This window comes from Duganella sp. BJB476, from assembly GCF_003416895.1.
Taxonomy (GTDB): domain Bacteria; phylum Pseudomonadota; class Gammaproteobacteria; order Burkholderiales; family Burkholderiaceae_D; genus Rugamonas.
Genome location: NZ_QVIO01000006.1, coordinates 79704 through 100124, shown reverse-complemented (window position 1 = coordinate 100124; position 20421 = coordinate 79704). Strand labels below are relative to the sequence as shown.

The 20421-nt window shown below is 62.8% G+C and carries 25 protein-coding genes; 13 read left to right on the top strand and 12 right to left on the bottom strand.

The genetic code is table 11. The features are described 5' to 3' along the window. The first annotated feature begins 65 nt into the window (after positions 1 to 65). Positions 66 to 266, top strand: coding sequence for a hypothetical protein (locus tag D0T21_RS31810; protein ID WP_147328158.1), 201 nt, complete (start codon positions 66 to 68; stop codon positions 264 to 266). A gap of 92 nt (positions 267 to 358) precedes the next feature. Here D0T21_RS31810 and D0T21_RS22405 read toward each other — a convergent pair whose 3' ends face one another. Next, a complete protein-coding gene (locus tag D0T21_RS22405) occupies positions 359 to 598 on the bottom strand; it encodes a hypothetical protein (protein WP_008445950.1) in 240 nt (79 codons plus the stop codon). A 259-nt stretch (positions 599 to 857) separates the two neighbouring features. Next, entirely contained in the window at positions 858 to 1103 is a 246-nt protein-coding gene (locus D0T21_RS22400) for a hypothetical protein (protein ID WP_229211599.1), read from the bottom strand. A gap of 161 nt (positions 1104 to 1264) precedes the next feature. On the opposite strand from D0T21_RS22400, the gene D0T21_RS22395 reads away from it, so the two are divergent. Further along, positions 1265 to 1528: a hypothetical protein gene (locus tag D0T21_RS22395; RefSeq protein ID WP_116993533.1), complete on the top strand. Its 264-nt coding sequence runs from the start codon at positions 1265 to 1267 to the stop codon at positions 1526 to 1528. Here the strand turns inward: D0T21_RS22395 and D0T21_RS22390 are convergent, their stop codons facing one another. After that, positions 1529 to 2407 (bottom strand): SDR family oxidoreductase, encoded by an 879-nt coding sequence (locus D0T21_RS22390; protein WP_116993534.1) that lies wholly within the window; start codon positions 2405 to 2407, stop codon positions 1529 to 1531. A gap of 11 nt (positions 2408 to 2418) precedes the next feature. On the opposite strand from D0T21_RS22390, the gene D0T21_RS22385 reads away from it, so the two are divergent. From D0T21_RS22385 to D0T21_RS22370, 4 genes are all read left to right on the top strand, one after another. Beyond that, positions 2419 to 3447 (top strand): CDP-6-deoxy-delta-3,4-glucoseen reductase, encoded by a 1029-nt coding sequence (locus D0T21_RS22385; RefSeq protein ID WP_116993535.1) that lies wholly within the window; start codon positions 2419 to 2421, stop codon positions 3445 to 3447. A 72-nt stretch (positions 3448 to 3519) separates the two neighbouring features. Next, a complete protein-coding gene (locus D0T21_RS22380) occupies positions 3520 to 4761 on the top strand; it encodes an MFS transporter (RefSeq protein ID WP_116993536.1) in 1242 nt (413 codons plus the stop codon). Beyond that, on the top strand, positions 4758 to 5423 hold the full coding sequence (locus D0T21_RS22375) for a DUF1345 domain-containing protein (protein WP_116993537.1): 666 nt from the start codon (positions 4758 to 4760) through the stop codon (positions 5421 to 5423). Before D0T21_RS22380 ends, D0T21_RS22375 begins: the two co-directional genes overlap by 4 nt. 69 nt (positions 5424 to 5492) lie before the next feature. Then, positions 5493 to 5864 (top strand): HPF/RaiA family ribosome-associated protein, encoded by a 372-nt coding sequence (locus D0T21_RS22370; RefSeq protein ID WP_116993538.1) that lies wholly within the window; start codon positions 5493 to 5495, stop codon positions 5862 to 5864. Positions 5865 to 5881: 17 nt separating this feature from the next. Here D0T21_RS22370 and D0T21_RS22365 read toward each other — a convergent pair whose 3' ends face one another. After that, positions 5882 to 6661: a helical backbone metal receptor gene (locus tag D0T21_RS22365; RefSeq protein ID WP_116993539.1), complete on the bottom strand. Its 780-nt coding sequence runs from the start codon at positions 6659 to 6661 to the stop codon at positions 5882 to 5884. Positions 6662 to 6803: 142 nt separating this feature from the next. Here D0T21_RS22365 and D0T21_RS22360 point away from each other — a divergent pair, with 142 nt between their 5' ends. Continuing rightward, positions 6804 to 7799: a GGDEF domain-containing protein gene (locus D0T21_RS22360; protein ID WP_116993540.1), complete on the top strand. Its 996-nt coding sequence runs from the start codon at positions 6804 to 6806 to the stop codon at positions 7797 to 7799. Here D0T21_RS22360 and D0T21_RS22355 read toward each other — a convergent pair. Next, positions 7777 to 8361 carry a DUF5610 domain-containing protein gene (locus D0T21_RS22355; RefSeq protein ID WP_116993541.1) on the bottom strand — a complete coding sequence of 195 codons (585 nt, stop codon included), beginning with the start codon at positions 8359 to 8361 and terminating at the stop codon, positions 7777 to 7779. The two genes, D0T21_RS22360 and D0T21_RS22355, sit on opposite strands and share 23 nt — an antisense overlap. 74 nt (positions 8362 to 8435) lie before the next feature. Here D0T21_RS22355 and sbcB point away from each other — a divergent pair, with 74 nt between their 5' ends. Next, positions 8436 to 9878, top strand: a complete 1443-nt coding sequence (gene sbcB / locus D0T21_RS22350; RefSeq protein ID WP_116993542.1) for an exodeoxyribonuclease I — start codon at positions 8436 to 8438, stop codon at positions 9876 to 9878. 6 nt (positions 9879 to 9884) lie between these two features. Here sbcB and pyrF read toward each other — a convergent pair whose 3' ends face one another. Further along, positions 9885 to 10706, bottom strand: coding sequence for an orotidine-5'-phosphate decarboxylase (gene pyrF / locus D0T21_RS22345; protein ID WP_116993543.1), 822 nt, complete (start codon positions 10704 to 10706; stop codon positions 9885 to 9887). Positions 10707 to 10801: 95 nt separating this feature from the next. On the opposite strand from pyrF, the gene D0T21_RS22340 reads away from it, so the two are divergent. From D0T21_RS22340 to D0T21_RS22330, 3 genes are all read left to right on the top strand, one after another. Further along, positions 10802 to 11563, top strand: a complete 762-nt coding sequence (locus D0T21_RS22340) for an SDR family NAD(P)-dependent oxidoreductase (RefSeq protein ID WP_116993544.1) — start codon at positions 10802 to 10804, stop codon at positions 11561 to 11563. A gap of 288 nt (positions 11564 to 11851) precedes the next feature. After that, on the top strand, positions 11852 to 12244 hold the full coding sequence (locus tag D0T21_RS22335) for a VanZ family protein (RefSeq protein ID WP_116993545.1): 393 nt from the start codon (positions 11852 to 11854) through the stop codon (positions 12242 to 12244). A gap of 367 nt (positions 12245 to 12611) precedes the next feature. Beyond that, a complete protein-coding gene (locus tag D0T21_RS22330) occupies positions 12612 to 13070 on the top strand; it encodes a hypothetical protein (protein WP_229211598.1) in 459 nt (152 codons plus the stop codon). Here the strand turns inward: D0T21_RS22330 and D0T21_RS22325 are convergent. After that, positions 13067 to 13978 (bottom strand): TraB/GumN family protein, encoded by a 912-nt coding sequence (locus D0T21_RS22325; protein ID WP_116993547.1) that lies wholly within the window; start codon positions 13976 to 13978, stop codon positions 13067 to 13069. The two genes, D0T21_RS22330 and D0T21_RS22325, sit on opposite strands and share 4 nt — an antisense overlap. A gap of 286 nt (positions 13979 to 14264) precedes the next feature. On the opposite strand from D0T21_RS22325, the gene D0T21_RS22320 reads away from it, so the two are divergent. Both D0T21_RS22320 and D0T21_RS22315 read left to right on the top strand, forming a co-directional pair. Continuing rightward, the gene (locus tag D0T21_RS22320; RefSeq protein WP_116993548.1) at positions 14265 to 15272 is read left to right on the top strand and encodes an LLM class flavin-dependent oxidoreductase; all 1008 of its coding nucleotides are present in this window, start codon (positions 14265 to 14267) and stop codon (positions 15270 to 15272) included. Between the two features lie 112 nt (positions 15273 to 15384). After that, positions 15385 to 16524, top strand: a complete 1140-nt coding sequence (locus tag D0T21_RS22315) for an MFS transporter (RefSeq protein ID WP_116993549.1) — start codon at positions 15385 to 15387, stop codon at positions 16522 to 16524. Positions 16525 to 16615: 91 nt separating this feature from the next. Here D0T21_RS22315 and D0T21_RS22310 read toward each other — a convergent pair whose 3' ends face one another. The 5 genes from D0T21_RS22310 to D0T21_RS22290 form a co-directional block, all read right to left on the bottom strand. Further along, positions 16616 to 17080, bottom strand: a complete 465-nt coding sequence (locus D0T21_RS22310) for a hypothetical protein (protein ID WP_116993550.1) — start codon at positions 17078 to 17080, stop codon at positions 16616 to 16618. Next, complete coding sequence (locus tag D0T21_RS22305) at positions 17080 to 17934, bottom strand: DUF6160 family protein (protein WP_116993551.1); 855 nt, start codon at positions 17932 to 17934, stop codon at positions 17080 to 17082. The genes D0T21_RS22310 and D0T21_RS22305 overlap by 1 nt, the downstream gene beginning before the upstream one ends. Beyond that, a complete protein-coding gene (locus tag D0T21_RS22300; protein WP_116993552.1) occupies positions 17934 to 18728 on the bottom strand; it encodes a hypothetical protein in 795 nt (264 codons plus the stop codon). Before D0T21_RS22300 ends, D0T21_RS22305 begins: the two co-directional genes overlap by 1 nt. A 46-nt stretch (positions 18729 to 18774) precedes the next feature. Further along, positions 18775 to 19284, bottom strand: a complete 510-nt coding sequence (locus D0T21_RS22295) for a DUF6160 family protein (protein WP_116993553.1) — start codon at positions 19282 to 19284, stop codon at positions 18775 to 18777. A 154-nt stretch (positions 19285 to 19438) separates the two neighbouring features. Then, positions 19439 to 19948 carry a DUF6160 family protein gene (locus D0T21_RS22290; RefSeq protein WP_116993554.1) on the bottom strand — a complete coding sequence of 170 codons (510 nt, stop codon included), beginning with the start codon at positions 19946 to 19948 and terminating at the stop codon, positions 19439 to 19441. Between the last annotated feature and the right edge of the window lie 473 nt (positions 19949 to 20421).

Genomic DNA, 20421 nt, shown 5'->3' with positions numbered 1-20421 from the left:
GAACAGGCGGGCTGCTCAAATAAGTGGCATACTCTGGGGATATTTATGGATGATGGGAGTTCATCATGGCTGTCAATACCGTAGCTTCCAGTACCGCCGTCGTACCACCGACGCCGCCCCGCCAGCCTGAGCCGGTGAAGGCGGCGGACAAACCCGCCGAACGCGTCACGCCGCCGGCCCCGCCGGTGCCGCCGCAAGTGGCAGCCGCGCCGACCGTCAACACCAGCGGCCAGCGCATCGGCACCACCATCAGCACGTCGGCCTGAGCACCAGGCCAACGGCAAGACGAACCAGGCCGCATAAGACAACGGCGCGTGACCGAGAGGTCCGCGCCGTTTTCTTTACGACTGGCCCGTCATCAGGCCGCCATCAATTCGCGCAGTTCGCGAATGCTGAAATCGCTGATCTCGTGCATGCGGATCAGGATGGTCGCGCCGATAGGCAGCGTGTTGTGGCGGATCTTGCTGATGACCGGTGGCGCTACTTCCAGCGCGCGCGACAGGGCTGCATCATTTTTCAGTTGCAACTTCTCGATGATGGCGTCCAGCACGCGATTTGGGTTGTAGGTCGGCGATGCGGTGATTTCTTTGATAGACATAATGTTTTTTAAGTAGGTTCTGGCCGTCTTTGAAAAAAAACGACACATGGGTAAAAAAAATTTTCAGCTCTATTACCAATGAAGCACTACAAAACACAGTCATTTGTGCCGGTTTTTAGTGCTTAGCCGAGATAATACACGTTTACGTTAACGAACGGCCAACTCATCAGACATTTCGGTGAGATTTAGAGAGATTCTACCCCTATTTCTTGTGCTAGGAAGATATTTGTTGCGAGAAAAGGTATAAATATTGGTAAAGTCAGTTGGAACGGCTGATGCCGGCGGCACGGAAACACCATTCAACGGCCATCAAAGCGGCCAGTTGGGCGATAGAGCCTGGGAAGAGAAGTGTGGAAGAACCGAGGAAGTCGATGTCGTGAGAATTGTAGTACCAGCCCAGCTGGCGGCGGATCTCGTCGGGAGTAGGAGGAGGACGGCGGTCGCACTCACGCTGGTGCATATAGGCGCGAACCTGCTCCTTGCTGGGATGGGAAGTGGCTGTCATACCCATGGCTCCTTCGTGAGATGGCTAACAATATCGTATCATGTGCAGACTTGATTGATATAGCTCATAAAAATTGCGTTGCCATTTTGGCACAAACCTCACGGAAACGACTTGCACTAGTGTAATTTCCGCCCCGTCTTTACTTGTTTTTACATACATCCATGACCTACGAAGAATTTCTCGACGAAGTAACGACGCTGCTCCACGAAATCTATGACCTGGACGACGCCGCCGCCATCAAGCTGGTGGTCGACGCCCAGGACGCCGAATATTTCGTCGCCCACGATGACAATGAGGAAATGCGCACGCCGGAACAGGCCCGCAAGGACGCCGTCGCCCTGTACGAAGCCAAGCAGAACAAAGTGCAGACCCAGAAGAAGCAGCAACAGCGCGTGCAGCAGAAGAAGCGTCCGCCGCGCGCCTGATCACCCCTTCAACATCTGCGCCACGGTGGCGTAGCGCAGCCGCACGCCCAGCTCACGCTTGATGCGGCCGTTGCTCAGCCGGCGCGACTCCGACATAAACGACAGCAAGGCCGGCGTCACCACCTTCTGCAACTCGGCGCGCACCAGGCGCGGCGGGCGCGACAGCTGGAAGGCGTCCGCCACCGCATCGAAATACTCCGCCATCTTCATATCGCTATCGTCCACCGCGTGATACACCCGGTTGGGCAAGGCGCGGAACAGTGCGCGCGCGATGATGGCTGCCAGGTCGTCCGCATGGATGTGGTTGGTGTACACGTCCTCGGCCTCGACCAGCGCCGGCGTGCCCGCCTGCAAGCGCTTCAGCGGCAGGCGCTCGGCGGCATAAATCCCCGGCACCCGCAGGATGGACAATTGCGCGCCGGCGCGCCGCGCCCAGCCCCGCAGCACCTCCTCGGCATCCACCCGGCGCAGGGCGCGCGCGTTGCGCGGCGCCACCGGACGGCTCTCGTCAAACAACGCTCCGCCGCAATCTCCGTAGACGCCGGTGGTGCTGACATAAACCAGACGGGCGTGCTCAGGTAAAATGGCGGTCAGATTGCGCGTGCGGCGGTCCAGCGGCCCCTCGGCGGGCGGCGGCGCCAGATGCACGACATGGCTGGCCAGGCCGGCCAGGCGCCGCAAAGTGGCAGGCTGGTCCAGGTCGACCACCAGCGGCACGGCGCCCAGCGCGCGCAATTCGGCGCAGCGCGACGGCTGACTGGTGGTGGCGAACACGCGAAAATACGGACGCAACAGCGGCAGCAGCCGCATGCCGACGTCGCCGCAGCCCACGATCAACAGGCGCGGCAGCTTGAATTTTTGAATAGTAAGTTTTTTCATTGAAGGATTGTATGACGTTTCAAATTACTGTACAGCCCAGCGGCCATCAATTCAGCTGCGAGCAAGACGAAACCGTGCTGGCCGCGGCCATGCGCGCCGGCGTCGGCCTGCCCTATGGCTGCAAGAATGGCGCGTGCAGTTCCTGCAAGGGCAAAGTCATTTCCGGTTCGGTCACGCACAAGGCGCACCAGGAACGTGCGCTGACCAAGGACGAGGAAGCGGCCGGCCAGGCGCTGTTCTGCTGCGCCACCGCCCACAGCGACCTGGTGATCGAGGCGCGCGAAGTGGCCGGCAGCGACGACTACCCGATCCGCAAGATGCCGTCGCGCGTGGCGACGCTGGAAAAACTGGCGCCCGACGTGATCGTCATGACCCTGCAACTGCCGGCCAACGAAACGCTGAAATTCCGCGCCGGCCAGTATATCGAATTCATGCTGCGCGACGGCAAGCGCCGCAGCTACAGCCTGGCTTCGCCGCCGGACCAGGACCAGCCGCTGAGCCTGCACATCCGCCACATGCCGGGCGGCCTGTTCACCGACCAGGTGTTCAGCACCCTGAAGGAACGCGACATCCTGCGCTTCGAAGGCCCGATGGGCACCTTCTTCGTGCGCGAGGACAGCGACAAGCCGATGGTGCTGCTGGCCTCCGGCACCGGCTTCGCGCCGATCAAGGCCATCATCGAGCACCTGCGCGCGCAGGATTCGCAACGTCCGATGACCTTGTACTGGGGCGGCCGCCGCCCACAGGACCTGTACATGGACGCGCTGTGCCGCCAATGGGAAGCCATCCTGCCGAACTTCACCTACGTGCCGGTGATCTCGGCCGCGCTGCCGGAAGACCACTGGAGCGGCCGCACCGGCTTCGTGCACGCCGCCGTCATGGCCGACCTGCCCGACCTGTCCGGCCACCAGGTGTATGCCTGCGGCGCGCCGATCGTGGTCGATTCGGCCAAGCGCGATTTCGTCGCGCAATGCCGTTTGCCGGAGGATGAATTCTACGCCGATGCCTTCACCACCGAAGCCGACATCCACAAGTCCTAAGCCTAAGCATCCATCTCCACCGGGAGCAGACAGGGATGCGGAGTCCCAAGGCTCTGCTCCCTGAAAGCTCAAATGACCGACAGTACCAGCTCCAGCAACGGCTTCAGCGTCCTGCGCCACCGTAACTTCGCCCTCTACCTTTCCGCCCGCACCCTCGCCACCCTGGCGGTCCAGATGCAAAACGTCGCCATCGGCTGGCAAGTCTATGCGATGACCCACAACCTGTTCGACCTCGGCCTGATCGGGCTGGCGCAGTTCGCGCCCTTCCTGCTGCTGATCCTGATCGCCGGCCACGCCGCCGACCGCTACGACCGCCGCAACCTGATCGCGCTGGCGCTCGGTGCGCAGTTGCTGTGCGGGCTGATGCTGCTGGGCTTCACCATCGCCGGCCTGAGCGCCGTGTGGCCGGTGTTTGCCGTGCTGGTGCTGTTTGGCAGCGCGCGCGCCTTCATGGGGCCGGCCACGCAAGCCATCCTGGTCAACCTGGTGCCGGCCGAGAGCTTCAGCAAGGCCGTCGCGCTGAGCTCGTCGAGCTTCCACGTCGCCGTCATCCTCGGCCCCACCCTGGGCGGCCTGTTCTACCTGGCCGGGCCGAAAACGGTTTATATGATTTCCTCGGCGCTGCTGGTGGCCGCGGTGGTGATGATGTCGCTGGTCAAATCGGTCAAGCAGCCCAGCAACCGCGAACCGGCCACCTGGCACACCGTGCTCGAAGGCTTGCGTTTCGTCTGGTCCAAGCCAGTGGTGCTGGGGGCGATCTCGCTCGACCTGTTTGCCGTGCTGTTCGGCGGCGCCACCGCGCTGCTGCCAGCGCTGGCGCACGACGTGCTGCACGTCGGCCCGACCGGCCTCGGCATGCTGCGCACCGCGCCCGGCGCCGGCGCCGCCCTGTGCTCGATCGCGCTGGCCTTCTTCCCGATCACGCGCCGGGTCGGCCTGTGGATGCTGGGCGGCGTCGGCGTGTTCGGCGTCTGCACGCTGGTGCTGGGCGCCACCTCCACCTTCGTCATCGCGCTGGCGGCGCTGTTCCTGATGGGCGCGGGCGACATGATCAGCGTCTACGTGCGGCACCTGCTGGTGCAGTACGAAACGCCGGACGCGATCCGCGGCCGCGTCAGCGCCGTCAATTCGGTGTTCATCGGCGCCTCGAACGAGCTGGGCGAATTTGAATCCGGCCTGACCGCCGGCTGGATGGGCCTGACGCGCGCGGTGTTGTTCGGCGGCGCCGCCACCTTGGCCGTCACCGGCGCCTGGGCCGTGCTGTTCCCCGTCCTGTCGCGCATGGACCGCTTTCCACACGAGGATCAACCATGACTTTACGCATACGCCTGCCTGGCATCATCCACAGCCGCCCTCACCTGAGCCTGGCGGTCTTGCTGGGCGCCCTGGCCGCCCCGCTGCTGCCGAACGCCTGGCCGCTGCTGTCGCGCCTGCTGACGGCGTGGAATATCACCGTCTGGTCCTATCTGTTGTCGATGTGGTGGATGATGGTGCGCGCCGACCAGCACGACATCCACCGCGCCGCCTGCCGCCAGGATGAAAAAGGGCCGGTGATCCTGACCACGCTGTCGCTGGTAATCATGATCAGCCTGGTGGCCATCATCTCGCAGCTGTCCGCGCTGAAAGACGTGCCGCCGGCCGACATGGCCTACCATTACGGCTTCGTGGTGCTGACCCTGACCGGCTCGTGGTTCATGATCGGCACCATGTTCTGCTCGCACTACGCGCACCTGTACTACATCAAGAAAGACGGCGAGAAACCGCTGCAATTCCCCGACCAGGAACTGACGCCGAACTACTGGGACTTCCTGTATTTCTCGTTCACCATCTCGATGGCGGTGCAGACCTCGGACGTGGCCGTGCGCGGCCGCGCCATGCGCCAGGTGGTGCTGGGGCAGTCGGTGCTGTGTTTCTTCTACAACCTGGCGATCCTGGGTTTGTCGATCAACATTGCCGCTTCGCTCATCAATGGTTAGCGACTTAACGGGAACCTAAGGAGAAAAGGAGTAATATTGTTTTGCAGTTCAACAAACAGGAGCAAGCGTATGCAAATCAATATCAATGCCGACAAAACCATCGACCGCCACGCCGGTCTGGATGAACATGTACAAACGGTCGTGAGCAATGCCCTCCACCGCTTCGGCGAGCAGATCACCCGCGTCGAAGTCCACCTGAGCGATAACCTGGTGCAGAAATCGGCCGATGGCGATAACCGCTGCCTGATGGAAGCCCGCGTCACCGGGTATCAACCGATCGCCGTCAGCGATCACGCCGCCACGCTGCACCAGGCCATCGGCGGTTCGGCGGACAAACTCAAGCGCGCCATCGACAGCGCCCTGGGCCGCCTGCATGACAAAGACAAGCGTCACGCCAACGGCGCCGTGCCGGCCGAAGCCGACGCAGACGACACCGAATAATTCTGAAATGGGCGGAGCTAGCGCTGTGCTAGCTCCCGCAAATACTTCAAGCCTTGCAGCGACCGGCTGCCATACCACGACATCATCTCCCCATCGACCAGCAACACCGGCTTGCCGATCTGTTTTTCCAGCGCATCCGCATGGGCTTCCGTGAAGCGATACGGTTCGCTCGACAACAACACCCCGTCCACCTGAGCGATCAATTCCGACGACCATTCGAAGCGCGGATAACGCACCTCGCCCAGGTCCGGCACGCGCCAGCCGATTTCCTCCAGCATGCGCGCGATGTAGGTATCCGGCGAGATTGTCATCCACGGGTCTTGCCAGATGCAGTACAACATCGTCTGCGGCCGGCCCGGCGGCATGGCGCGCAGCAGCGCATATTCCGCCTCGAACGCCGCGCACCAGTCGGCCGCCGCCTGCTCGCGGCAGAACACCCCGCCCATCAGGCGCGCCAGCTCCAGGTTGTCGCGCGGGCGCAGCGGATGGGTGACGACGATGTTCGGAATGAACTCCGCCAACAGCTCGACGGTCGGCTTTTCGTTCTCGTCGATATTGACCACCAAATGGGTCGGCGCCAGCTTGCGGATCTTGTCGATATTCACATCCTTGGTGCCGCCGACCTTGGGGATGGCTTGCACCACCGCGGCCGGATGGATGCAGAAGCCGGTGCGCCCCACCAGTTGCCCGGCCAGTCCCAGGTCGCACAGCAGCTCGGTAATCGACGGCACCAGCGAGACGATGCGCGCGTTCGGATCGGCCCGGTGTGTAGTGCCGATCGCGTCGGTATATTCCATGTTGTCATCCAGTGTGGGCAATGCGACATTGAAGCATCTGCGGATACAACGTGCAACAACTGCGGGCATGAAATTTACACTGGATACAAGGCAGTTCAGCTATGATTACTGTGCTTGCCCATCAGCATCCTGAAAGACCATTTTGAAACAAATCAGCACATTCGGCGCCTCCCGCTACCAGATCAGCGACTTGCAGCTGCTGCGCAACGCCGATGACGACGCCGCCATAGCCAGACTGCTGGCGCCCTGCCCCGTGATGCAACTGGAAGCCGAGCAGGCGGTCACCGATTCCAGCCGCGCCCGCCTCTACATCGTGTTGCGCGGCGCGCTGTCGGTCGCCACCGACACCCGCACCGGCATGGCCGATGGCACCGTCAGCAAGATACTGCCGGGCGAAAGCGTGGGCGAGCAATCGGTGTTGGACGAGGAAGCCAACCTGTCCAGCATCACCGCGCTGGAGCAGAGCGAAGTGCTGGTGATCGAGGCCGACATCGTCTGGAAGCTGATCGACGAATCGAATGTGCTGGCGCGTAACCTGCTGCGGCTGCTGTCCTTCCGCATCCGCGCCGCCAACGCGCAGCTGCGCCGGCGCCAGAAGCTGGGCGAGTTCTACCGCCAGTTGTCGATGATCGACGGCCTGACGGGCTTGTACAACCGCGCCTGGCTCAACGACCTGCTGCCGACCATGATCGCCACCGCACAAGGCTCGCACGCGCCGCTGGCGCTGATCATGATCGACCTCGACCACTTCAAGAAATTCAACGACAGCCACGGCCACCTGGCCGGCGACCAGGCCTTGCGCACGGCCGCGCACGTGCTCAGCAGCGCGCTGCGGCCGACCGATTTCGCGGTCCGCTACGGTGGCGAGGAAATGATGGTGCTGTTGCCGGACACCAGCGACAAGGTCGCGGTGGCGGTGGCCGAGCGCCTGTGCGAACGCATGCAGCAGGCGGTGGTGTTTGCCGACATGCGCGTGGCGCTGCCGCAGATCACGGCCTCATTCGGCGTGGCGACGCTGCAGGCGGGACAGGACGACCATGCGCTGATCGCCGCCGCCGACGGTGCGCTCTACCGCGCCAAGCACCTGGGCCGCAACCGCGTGGCCCATCACGAGCCTACTGGCCTGGTCCAGCCTTGACCGGCGCTGGGTCGGTCTCTGCCGCCGGCTGCGCCTGGTGCGCGGCGGCGAAGTCGGCATAGCCCTTCTGCACCAGCTCGTAAGTCTTGTCGATATTGCTGGCGACATCGCCATTCAGCACCTTCAGCCCGTCCAGCACGCCGCGCGCCTCCTTGAAGCCCTGGTCCACGCCCTTTTTCAGCGTATCCATGAACTTGTTGAGCACCGCATCGCCCTCCTCGCCGGGGTGCTGCTGCTTGAAGGCTTCATAAAACGCGGTCGACAGCGATACAATGCGGCTCGCGGTGCCTTCCGGCGTATTATCCTGCGATACGGCGTTCTGGATGGCGTTGTCGCCGAAATCGTCCTTGAGCGCCTCGTTAATGCCGGTCAGCGCCGTTTTCAGCACCACCGACAACGGATCGTTGGAAGAATTCAGCGAGACCGTCAAGGAAGCTTGTACGATAGACACGTTGAGCTGCGCCTTGGCCTTGGCCTGGACGTTCACATTGCTATCGTCCTTGGCCTGGACCGGCGTCGCGGCTGTTGAACTGCCGGATGTTGCAGTGACGGGAGTGGCCATGATGTGGCTCCTGTTGGAAGATCCTTTAATTATCGGCAGACTTAAGAATAACTGTAGCCCCCTTGACCGCAACTATGACCACACAGACCTTTCTCTGGCACGACTACGAAACCTTTGGCGCCCAGGCGCGCCGCGACCGCCCGGCGCAATTCGCCGCGATCCGCACCGACGCCGACCTGAACGAGATCGGCGATCCCATCATGTTGTATTGCAAACCGGCCAACGATTTCCTGCCGGACCCGCAATCCTGCCTGATCACCGGCATCACGCCGCAGCAATGCCTGGAATGGGGCGTGCCCGAGCACAAGTTCGCCGCCACCATCGAGCAAGCCTTCTCCAAGCCGGGCACCATCGGCGTCGGCTACAACACCATCCGCTTCGACGACGAGATCACCCGCTTCATGTTCTGGCGCAACCTGATCGACCCGTACGCGCGCGAATGGCAAAACCAGTGCGGCCGCTGGGACTTGCTGGACGTGGTGCGCATGACCTACGCGCTGCGCCCGGAAGGCATCGAGTGGCCCATGCGTGAAGACGGTAAGCCCAGCTTCAAGCTGGAGCACCTGGCCAAGGCCAACGGCCTGCTGCACGAGGCGGCGCACGATGCCTTGTCCGACGTCCGCGCCACCATCGCGCTGGCGCGCCTGATCAAGCAGAAGCAGCCGAAGCTGTTCGACTTCTGCCTGGCGCTGCACAAGAAAGACCGCGTGGCCGACGAGATCGGCATGCATGTGGCGCCGCAGCTGCGCGCGCCGTTCCTGCACGTGTCGGGCATGTTCCCGGCCGAGCGCGGCTGCATCGCGCTGGTGTGGCTGCTGGCCACGCATCCGACCAACAAGAATGAAGTGATCGTCTGGGATTGCACCTACGATCCCACCGAACTGTTCACGCTGGACGCCGACACCATCCGCACCCGCATCTTCAGCCGCGCCGACGCGCTGCCGGAAGGCGTGACGCGCCTGCCGGTCAAGAGCATCCACCTGAACAAGTCGCCGATGCTGGTGTCCAACCTGAAGACGCTGTCGCCGGCGATGGCGGCCAAATGGGGCATCGACCTGGAGCAAGGCAAGGCCAACGCCGCGCTGGCCGCAGCCGGCCGCAACATGGATGTGGAATGGGAGCAGGTATTCCACCGTCCGGCCGGCGACGAGCTGGATGTGGACGAGGATCTGTACAACGGCTTCGTCGGCAAGGACGACCGCCGCATGCTGGACACGCTGCGCAAGGAGACGCCGGCCAAGCTGGCCACGTCATCGCCGTCGTTCAGCGATCCGCGCTTGCTGGAATTGCTGTTCCGCTACCGCGCGCGCAACTTCCCGGAGACGCTGTCCGAGGGCGAGATGGAGCATTGGGAACAGCACCGCGCGGCGCGCTTCTACGAAGGCGCCGGCGGTGCGCGCAGCATCGACCAGTTCTTCGGGGAGATCGACCATCTGCAACAGGATGCCGATGAGCGCGCCGAACACATACTGGCCGAGCTGTACGAGTACGTGGAGCTGATCGCTCCAGCGCACTAGGCTGGCTTAAGCGCGATGCTGGTTGATGGCGTCGCGCGTTTCCTGCGCCACGCGGCGCGCGGCGGCCGCGAAGTCTTCAGCGCCCTGCGGCGCCGCGTACAAAATCGCGCGCGACGAGTTGATCATCATGCCGGTGCCGTTGTAGGTCCGGCCCGACTTGACGGTGGCTTCGATATCGCCGCCCTGCGCGCCAATGCCCGGCACCAGCAGCGGCATGTCGCCGACGATCGCCCGTACCTGCGCCAGTTCTTCCGGGAAGGTGGCGCCCACCACCAGCGCGCATTGGCCGTTGGCGTTCCACTTGTCGGCCACCAGGCGCGCCACGTGCTGATACAGCGGCTTGCCGTCGACGTTCAGGAACTGCAGGTCCGAACCGCCGGCGTTGGAAGTGCGGCACAGGATGATGACGCCGCGGTCGCTCCACTCCATGTACGGCTCCACCGAATCCGAACCCATGTAGGGATTGACGGTCACCGCGTCGGCGCCGTAGCGGTCGAACGCTTCGCGCGCGTACTGGCGCGCGGTGGCGCCGATGTCGCCGCGCTTGGCGTCCAGGATCACCGGGATGTGCGGATAATTGTCGCGCACATAGTGGCAGATTTTCTCCAGCTGGTCTTCCGCGCTCAGCGCCGCGAAGTAGGCGATCTGCGGCTTGAACGAGCACGCCAGGTCGGCGGTCGCGTCGATGATCTCGCGGCAAAAGTGGTAGATGCCTTGCGGGTCGTTCTGGAACTGGGCCGGCAGCTTGGCCATGTCCGGATCCAGGCCCACGCACAGCAGGGAGTCGTTGGCCGCCCAGGCGGCAGATAATTTGTTGATGAAAGTCACGACGCACCCTTCGAATTTGTTGCAAACCCTCTATTGTAACGCCCTCGCAGCAGCCTGTTAAAATTTGGCCCTCATTCCTTAGAAAGCGAATTCCTATGAAACTCACGAATAAAGTCGCGATTGTGACCGGCGCCACCCAAGGCATAGGCTTGGCTTGCGCGCAGCGCCTGGTGGCCGAAGGCGCCAAGGTCATGCTGGTCGACATCAAGCCGGAAGGCGCCTCCGCCGCCGCCACGCTGGGCGAGCAGGCCCGCTTCTTCGCCGCCGACGTCAGCCAGAAATGCGATGTCGACGCCCTGGTGGCCGCCACCCTCGCCGAATTCGGCCGCATCGACATCCTGATCAACAACGCCGGCGTCACCCACGCCGCCGATTTCCTTGACCTGACCGAGGACGATTTCGACCGCGTGCTGCGCATCAACCTCAAATCGATGTTCCTGTGCGGCCAGGCGGTCGCGCGCGAGATGGCCAAGCAGCAGAGCGGCTGCATCATCAACATGTCCAGCGTGAACGCCGAACTGGCGATCCCGAACCAGGTGCCGTATGTGGTGTCCAAGGGCGCGATCAACCAGCTGACCAAGGTCATGTCGCTGAACCTGGTCACGCACGGCATCCGCGTCAACGGCATCGGCCCCGGCACCATCCTGACCGAGCTGGCCAAGCAGGCCGTGATGGCCAGCCCGGAAGCGCGCCACACCATCCTGTCGCGCACGCCGATGGGCCGCTGCGGCGAACCGGAGGAAGTGGCCTCGATTGCCGCCTTCCTCGCCAGCGACGACGCCAGCTACATGACCGGCCAGACGCTGTACGTGGACGGCGGCCGGCTGGCCCTGAACTACACGGTGCCGGTGAAATAAAGAGTTATACGCATTATTGATGTCTGGTATCTGAAACAACAATTAGACACATATCTTTGGCGCCCCCATAATTACACCTGTCTCCACTATTCTCCTCCAAGAAAATAGTTTTAAGCCCGCTTTAACCAGCGGGCTTTTTTTTGCCCATTGTCACTACGGCGTCATATTCGCCCCCTATACTGGTCACATCTTCAGTACATGCAACCGATAGGCATGACGGAAGAAAGGTGCACCGGGGTTCCGGTGCACCACTCCCCCTTTTTTGCGCTGCATGGTATTGTCCGGGTCATGATCAAGCTACTCCTCCTGACCAATTCCCACGCCCGACTACGCTACTGGACCGCCATCGTCCTGTACCTGCTGATCCTGATACTCGGCTCGCTGCCCGGCGCCCGCCAGGACATCGGCCAGGTGGCCTCGGGATTGATACTGCATTCCATCGCCTACGCCGGCCTGACCTTCCTGATTTTCACCGGCGGCACCGGCAGCTTGCGGCTACGCGCCGGCAAGGCCGTACTGACCATCGCCCTGATGGGCGCACTCGACGAATTCGTACAAAGTTTCTTCCCCTACCGTCATGGTGCCGTGTCCGACTGGCTGGTCGACTGCAACGCCGCCGTGCTGACGGCGCTCTTCATGTGGGTCCTGTGGACCCGCTATCGCATCCAGCCGTCAAACTGATACTTGCGGCGCGTTCTCCAGGCGCGCCCATCGCCAGCTCCACGTCCAAACGCATCTGCTGCAATTGCTCCGCCTTGGCCACGCGTACCAATTCGTGCAATGAGTGCGTTAATAAATGCCGGCTGCGAGGGTCCGGCCCGTTTCCACAAGTTGAATTAATTAAATCTTCGATAATAGTGTCTGTCACGCGTGTCAACATATCGATATCCTTTAAAGTGATACCCGACAATTATTGCGTGTGAGTAGCACCGTTCAATTGATGTATATCAACCGCGACAGAATGTGGAGGAACAAAACCGAGCAAACGACCTCTGAATCAAAAGGCTGGCCTTTTTGATGATTCGACCGAGGGGAGAATGAAATGAATATGCCAAGAAATTCTATCGTCGCGCTATTTATCCTGACGCTGGCAGCTTGCGCTTCGGACCGCAGCAGCGAACCCGGCGCGAGCAGCAGCACCGGCAGCTACCCGTCCGACGGCAGCAGTCCCGCCACCACCAGCACCACTACCCAGAGCAGCAGCGCCAACCAGAGCAGCACCACCGGCACCATGAGCAGCAGCGGCATGGCCAGCAGCAGCCCCAGCGCCCAGACTTCCTATGGCGTGGTGCAGGCCATCGACCAGATGCAGCGCCAGGATGCGGGCGTGGGCATGGCAGGCGCGGCGGCGGCCGGCGGCAGCGTTGGCATGCCGACCGACAAGGTCTACCGCGTCACCGTGCGCATGGACGACGGCAGCAACCAGATGGTGGTGGTCGACTCCATGCCCAGCTACAAGATCGGCGACCGCGTGCGCTACAACAACGGCACGCTCACCAGCTACTAGTACAGCTGTTCGACCTGGTAGCCGCGCTTCCTGAGCAGCTGCGGCAAGCCGTCGTCGCCCACCAGGTGCAGCAGGCCGACGCCAACAAAGGCGGTCGGCTCCTGCTGCATGATGCGCTCGATATTGTTGGCCATTTCCGGGTTGCGCTTGCCCAGCAGTACCCGGTTCATGAAGCCGGCGGAGATCGTGTCGCCGCTGGTGGCGGACTGCCACGCCGCGCGGATAGCGGGCGCGTCGGCGGCGTTCCAGGCGTCGATCAACGCGGTGGATTTCTTCAGCGATGCGCCGTCGGCCAGGTCGGCCAGGTTCTCCAGCAGATACTGCTCTTGCTGGCGTTCATCCAGCGTATCGAACAGGCTCAGCTGATAATCGGCGCTTTCCAGCTCGCGCACCGCCTTGTCCTGGCTCTTGGCGGCCGCCAGCAGCGCGTATTCGACCGCCTGGCTGCGCTGGAAGCCGTGCACCTCCATCTCGGCGCCGATCAGCAGGTTGGCGATCAGCCAGGGCTTGTACTGCTGCACCGATTGCAGCGACATGCCGGCCCGCGCCAGCGCCTGCACCGTCAGGCGCAGCGCGGCCGGCGACAGATGGCGCTGCACCGTGTCGCCGTCCGGATAGCGGCCATGGCGCGCCAGCGCCAGCTGGAACGGCGCATCCTGGCGGATGTCGAGCTCGATCACCAGCGCCTTGGAATCGAGCAGCGCGCGCGACGCCACCGGGTCCAGCGGATAGAAACCATCCTTGCCGACATGGATGGTGCCGAACAAATAGCTGGTCTTGCCATCATGCGTAACCCGATACAGCTGGCCTCGGTGCACGACCGAACCAGGCTCGCTCAGCCCGGCGGCAAACAAGGCCTGGCAGCAAGCCAGCAATATCGTAAATAGAATGGCAATTTTCTTTGGCATGAGTTTTCCCCGCGATAGCAGGCATGCCATCGAAAGAATGAAAATTTAATAAGGGAGTAGTAATGCGATGCGCTTTACTGTTTCCTATGGTAAATCAGGAAAATGCGCGGCGAAGTATTTTTTTAAAACTTCCGGCTAAACTTCAGCGGAATAAACACACTAAATGTCAGGTGTTTAATAAAAATACTGTTTAAATGATTAGATATTATTGATTTATTACGCCTAATACCCACACTCAATCCATGGGCTTCATTGATTAATGCGCAAGCGCCCGGATATAGACCTCATGATTCCATTTTCCATCCTCGACCTTTCCCCGATCGCCGAAGGCAGCACGCCCTCCGCATCGTTCCGCAACACGCTGGACCTGGCGCAGCACGGTGAGCGCTGGGGCTACCAGCGCTACTGGCTGGCCGAGCACCACGGCATGCCCGGCATCGCCAGCGCCGCCACCGCCGTGGTCATGGCCCATGTGGCCGGCGGCACCTCGACCATCCGTGTCGGCGCCGGCGGCATCATGCTGCCCAACCACGCGCCGCTGGTGATCGCCGAGCAGTTCGGCACGCTGGAGGCGCTGTTCCCCGGCCGTATCGACCTCGGCCTGGGCCGCGCGCCCGGCTCCGACCAGACCACCGCGCGCGCCCTGCGCCGCAACCTGGACAGCGACGCCGACGCCTTCCCGCAGGACGTGCTCGAATTACAGGATTACATGTCCGACACGCCGCGCCAGCGCGTGCTGGCCGTGCCCGGCCAAGGCGCCAAGGTGCCGCTGTGGATTTTGGGTTCCAGCACTTTCGGCGCGCAGCTGGCCGCGCACATGGGCCTGCCGTTTGCCTTCGCCTCGCATTTCGCGCCGCAGATGATGATGCAGGCGATAGCTCTCTACCGCAGCAACTTCCAGCCATCGGCGCAACTGGCCAAGCCACACGTCATGCTCGGCTTTAACGTGTTCGCCGCCGACAGCGACGAAGAGGCGCATTACCGCGCCACGTCGATGCAGCAAGCCTTCGTCAACCTGCGCAGCGGCCGCCCCGCGCGCCTGCCGCCGCCGCAGGCCGGCTATCTGCAAGCGCTGGGGCCGCAGGAACGGGCGCTGCTCGACTCCGTGCTGTCCTGCTCGGCCATCGGCGCGCCGGACACAGTGCGTCGCCAGTTGCAGGAATTCATCGCCCGCACCGGCGCCGACGAGCTGATGATCACCTCGCAAATCTTCGACCACGCGCAGCGCCTGCGCTCCTACGAAATCACGGCCGAGGTGCGGCAAGACCTGCTGCGCGCGCAAGCCGGCCTGTAGCGAAAACGACCCGTGCTCAGCAGCATTTTGTGATCGCCGGTAAAATTGCGACCTGCAAATTGAAGGAGCACCCGTGAGCCAGTCCCACGCCCAGCAAGACATTTCCCCAGGCATGGTCTGGCTGTTCGCCACCGCGACCGGACTCATCGTTGCCAACCTGTACTACGCGCAAACGCTGATCGGCCCGATCAGCCGCGCCACCGGGCTAGACCCCGGCGCCGCCGGCCTGATCGTCACGCTGACGCAGATCGGCTACTGCCTCGGCCTGCTGTTCATCGTGCCGCTGGGCGACCTGCTGGAAAACCGCCGCCTGATCTTCATCGCCCTGCTGGTCACGGCGGCCGCCCTGCTGGCGGCCTCGTTCACGCGCAGCGCGCCCTTGTTCCTGCTGGCGGCCTTCAGCATCGGCTTGGGTTCGGTGGCGGCGCAGATCGTGGTGCCGTTCGCCGCCCACATGGCGCGGCCGGAAAAGCGCGGCCAGACCGTCGGCAAAGTGATGAGCGGCCTGCTGATGGGCATCATGCTGGCGCGTCCCGTCGCCAGCCTGGTGGCCGACGCGTTGAGCTGGCACGCCATCTTCGTCATCTCCGCCATCGGCACCACGGCGCTGGCCTTCCTGCTGCGCGCGCGGCTGCCGCAGCGCCAGCCCGATTCGGGCCTGCATTATTTCGCGTTGCTGGGTTCGATGTGGCATCTGCTCAAGACCACGCCCATCCTGCGCCGCCGCGCCGCCTACCAGGCGTGCATGTTCGGCGCCTTCAGCCTGTTCTGGACCTGCGTCTCATTGGAATTGACCGGCCCGCGCTTCGAGCTGAGCCAGACCGGCGTCGCCATCTTCGCGCTGGTGGGGGTAGCGGGCGCGATCGCCTCGCCGATCGCCGGCCGCCGCGCCGACCACGGCAAGAGCCGCTCCACCACCGCCGTCGCGCTGACGCTGGGCGCGCTGGCCTTCGCCCTGCCGCTGCTGATCCACTCCAGCCGCGTGGTCGACCTGGGCGTGCTGGTGCTGACCTCGATCGTGCTGGACATGGGCGTCTCGGCCAACCTGGTGACGGGACAACGGGCCATCTTCGCGATGCCGGCGGAAATCCGCAGCCGCCTGAACGGTCTCTACATGGCCTTGTTCTTCATGGGAGGCGCGCTGGGTTCATCGCTGGGTGGCTGGATGTTTGCCGCGCACGGCTGGACCGGCGTCCTGTGGGCCGGCCTCGCCTTCCCCCTGACCGCCCTGTGCATCTTCGCCACCGAATAAATCGGGGTCAAGTCTGACATTCGGACACGGCCTCTGCCGTAGCAGCCGCTACGGCAGAGGCCGTGTCCGAATGTCAGACTTGACCCCGGGTTTAGTGCGACCAGAGCCGGACCTGGCCTTGCAGCGAAACGGTGCCGTTGATGTTGAGGCTGCCTAGGTTGCCGGTGACCGGCGCGTTCGGATCGGTCTGCACGCTCAGCGATTCGAAGCCGAAGTTGGTGTAGCGTACATAGCCGGGCAAGCCGATGGCGATGTAGTCGCCGCCGCCGTCAGGGCGCGTCTGCACGCCCAGGCTGACGGCGAACATGTCCACCATGCCGCGCACATTCTTGAACACGATGTAGCGGTTCTGCCCGTCGCCATTGAAGCCCAGCGACAAACGGCTGTCACTGACCGCCCCCACCAGCGTCGGATCGTTAAGCGAGATATGCGCCGCGAAGCTGATGCCGTCCTGCCCGCTGACCTGCGACAACTCCTTGTCGTCGAGCGCCTGCAACGGCCCACCCTGCGCCACGCCGGCCGCCAACATCAGCGATAGGAACAGGGCGCGCGCCATCAGTGCTTGAACTTTATGTCGAGGTACTGGATCTGGATCGAGCCTATGCGCGACGATCCCAGGTCCACCGGCGCCTGCCCCGGACTGACGAAGGAAATATTGTCGACCACGATGCCGCCGGCCGGCGCCACGCCGCTGCCGTAGCGCGAGTCAGGCCAGTCGATGCCGATGTGCAGGCGCGGCCCGGTCTCGTCGGTCAGCGCATTGATCACCGCCGGCTGCGACGCCACATTGGCCAGCATCCACGGCGTATTGTTGAACACGCCGTTGCCGTCGACGCCGCCGATATGCACGCCGCTCAGCACCATCGCCTCGGTGGCGTCGGTGCGGCCGCGCGGCTGGAACGACAGCTGGCCGATATCCATGCGCAGCGCGGCGCCGAAGGCCACGCCATCGTTGACTTGCGGCGTGGAGAATTGCAAACCGCCGCCGGAGAACACCAGGTCCTTGATCACCACGCTGCCCTGCTCGCGCGTGACGCCGTCCGCCGTCACGCCCCAATCATAGGCGGCCTGCCAGCGCTGGTCGGCATTGATGTTCAAGGGAAAAGCGATATTGACCACATCGGCCAGGCCGGGCGCGCCGGCCACAATGTCGAGCTTGTAGGGATCGGAAAACGGCAACGGATTATCGCTGCGCGACGCGCTGAATTTTTCCACGTACAGGCTGGAACCGATAGGCGTAGTGTAGGTCACGCGCGCATCGCCGCTCATGGCGAAGCCGTTCAGGTCGAAGCTGACGCCGTCGCGTCCGCGCACCGACGACAGCGCCGCATCGGTCAGTGCCTCCATCGCCGGCGCCGGCGCGCACACGGCGACCAGTGCGGCCAGCAAGGAAGCGCGCGCGGCCATCATCACCGACCCTTCGGCAGATTCGGCGGCACCAGGCCGGTGGTGTTGAGCGCTTGCAGCTTGTCGCGCCAGTTCAGCCAGATGCCTGCCTGTGCCGGATCGGAAGCCGGCACTCCGGCCGCGCTAGGGAATTGCACGCCGGTCTTCAACACGGAGATCCAGAAATCGCGGCTCGGTCCGGCGGCATCGCCGGCCGTCACGCCACCCAGCTGCGCCAGCGACAAACAAGGCGCGGTGCAACCGCCGTCCCAGCGCTTGCCGCCCAGCGTATCGGTGTGTGTATCGAGCTGCACGGCGCTGCCGTCGGCCGCCAGGCCGCTCACCTTCATCGAGCCCGACAGGCTGTTGATCTTCAGGCCGATATCGCCGCTGATGCCTTCAAAGCCGAAGCGCATGCCGACCGCCTCGCGCGAGGCGCCGTCGGCCGCGTTCTTGTAGACGAATTCGAAATAGGGATTGCTGATGTGGACCAGGCGCTGCGCCTCGGTGCCATCGCTGCGGCCGAACTGCAGCAGGCCGATATCGAGGTCGGCGCCGGTGCCGTTGCGCGCGGCGTAAGTGTATTCGCCCAGGCGCATATTGCGCAGGTTGGCGCTCAGCGTGATGTCGGCGTCCAGCGCGACCTTGCTGAAGTCGAAGCCGCCCAGGCTGGTGTTGGTCAGCGCGACCAAACCTTGTCCGCGCGTGTTGGACAGCTCTTCTTCGCTCAGCGGCTGCATTTGCGCCGAAGCCGTCAGCGTGCAGCAGGCCAAAGCCGCGCACAGCCACAGCGAACGCAGGAAATAGAGGGGGCTCATGATGTGGGAACGGCAGCCGCGGGCGCGGCTGCCGTTGCTCGACTGATTAGTGAGCGAAGATCCAGACGGTGGTGCCGCGCATGTCGATCTGGTTCATTGCAACCGAACCGAACGATGCTGCGCTGTTGCCCATCTTGATCGCGTCAACCGACACGTTCAGGTAGTGGCCGTCAGCAACCACGCTCGCTGGGATAGCGATCTGTACGACGTCGCCGCCGGTGGCTGGGTTGTAGAAGGTGCCTGGGTTGGTCACGCCGGCGGCGCCAGCAGCGGCCAGGAAGGAGTTTTTCGACAGGATGTCGATGTTAGCGGCGATCAGGCCGTTAACTTTGATGCCGTTGAAGCTGATCGAACCGCCACCCATGCCGTTCGCGTCCAGCGCGTCGGTATCGGTGTAGGTGAACGATGCGATCTTGATGTTCAGGTTGGCAGCGATCGACACGCCGTCTTGGCCGCTGACGGTGCTCAGCTCTGCGTCTTGAATCGGGGTCATGGCCGATGCCGAGAAGGCCAGGGTTGCCAGGGCTGCTGCTGCTGCGGTTTTGATGAATTGCATGTGTTTGTCTCCGTGAGGTTTTGGTCTGGGTATTTGTGTTTTTTTCAATGCTACGTAACCATCTTAGGGCTACGCTGTTGCAAGCGTCTAGCATGCCGCGCTGACTTTTCAGGCCAAGCTACAGACCCTGCGAGCCAGCGCGGACAAGTCTGGATTAGTGCGCGAAGATCCAGACGGTGGTGCCGCGCATGTCGATCTGGTTCATTGCGACCGAACCGAACGAAGCTGCGCTGTTGCCCATTTTGATCGCGTCAACCGACACGTTCAGGTAGTGGCCGTCAGCAACCACGCTCGCTGGGATAGCGATCTGTACGACGTCGCCGCCGGTAGCTGGGTTGTAGAAGGTGCCTGGGTTGGTCACGCCGGCGGCGCCAGCAGCGGCCAGGAAGGAGTTTTTCGACAGGATGTCGATGTTAGCGGCGATCAGGCCGTTAACTTTGATGCCGTTGAAGCTGATCGAACCGCCACCCATGCCGTTGGCGTCGAGTGCGTCGGTGTCGGTGTAGACGAAGGAGTCAATCTTGATGTTCAGATTGGCAGCGATCGACACGCCGTCCTGGCCGCTGACGGTGCTCAGTTCTGCGTCCTGGATCGGGGTCATGGCCGATGCCGAGAAAGCCAGGGTTGCCAGGGCTGCTGCGATTGCGCTTTTAACGATTTGCATTTTTTATCTCCGAGTTGTGTTTGAAATTTTTGGCCGGGCTCACGTCCCGCAGGCTGGTCCTAAGCTCCGGGTAGGAGCTGCGGCGCACTGTCTGGTGCCGTGAAAATCTTAATATTTGACTATTAATTGAGTCCATCATATGAGTCGCTCCCGACGCCGGTCCAGCGTGTCGCGCTGACTTGCAAAGCCAACGACTTGGCCCTGAGAGCCATGCAGAGTGAGGACGCGGAGTGTGGTCGTTGTTGCACGTGTGTTGTCAAATAGTTGCGACAAACGCCCCGCCAAGTAGCATAACTTCGTCCCGGACCGACTAGAGTCACACCTCTAAAAAAACAGATGCTCGGTTTTGCCAAACCATGCGTTAATTAATTACTAGAAAAGAAAGACGTGTTGTCGCCTTAATAAAGCACGACCGTTCTAATATAAATACTGGAGACAAGATGAACCCAACAGCGGGGCGCCCGACGCCTCTG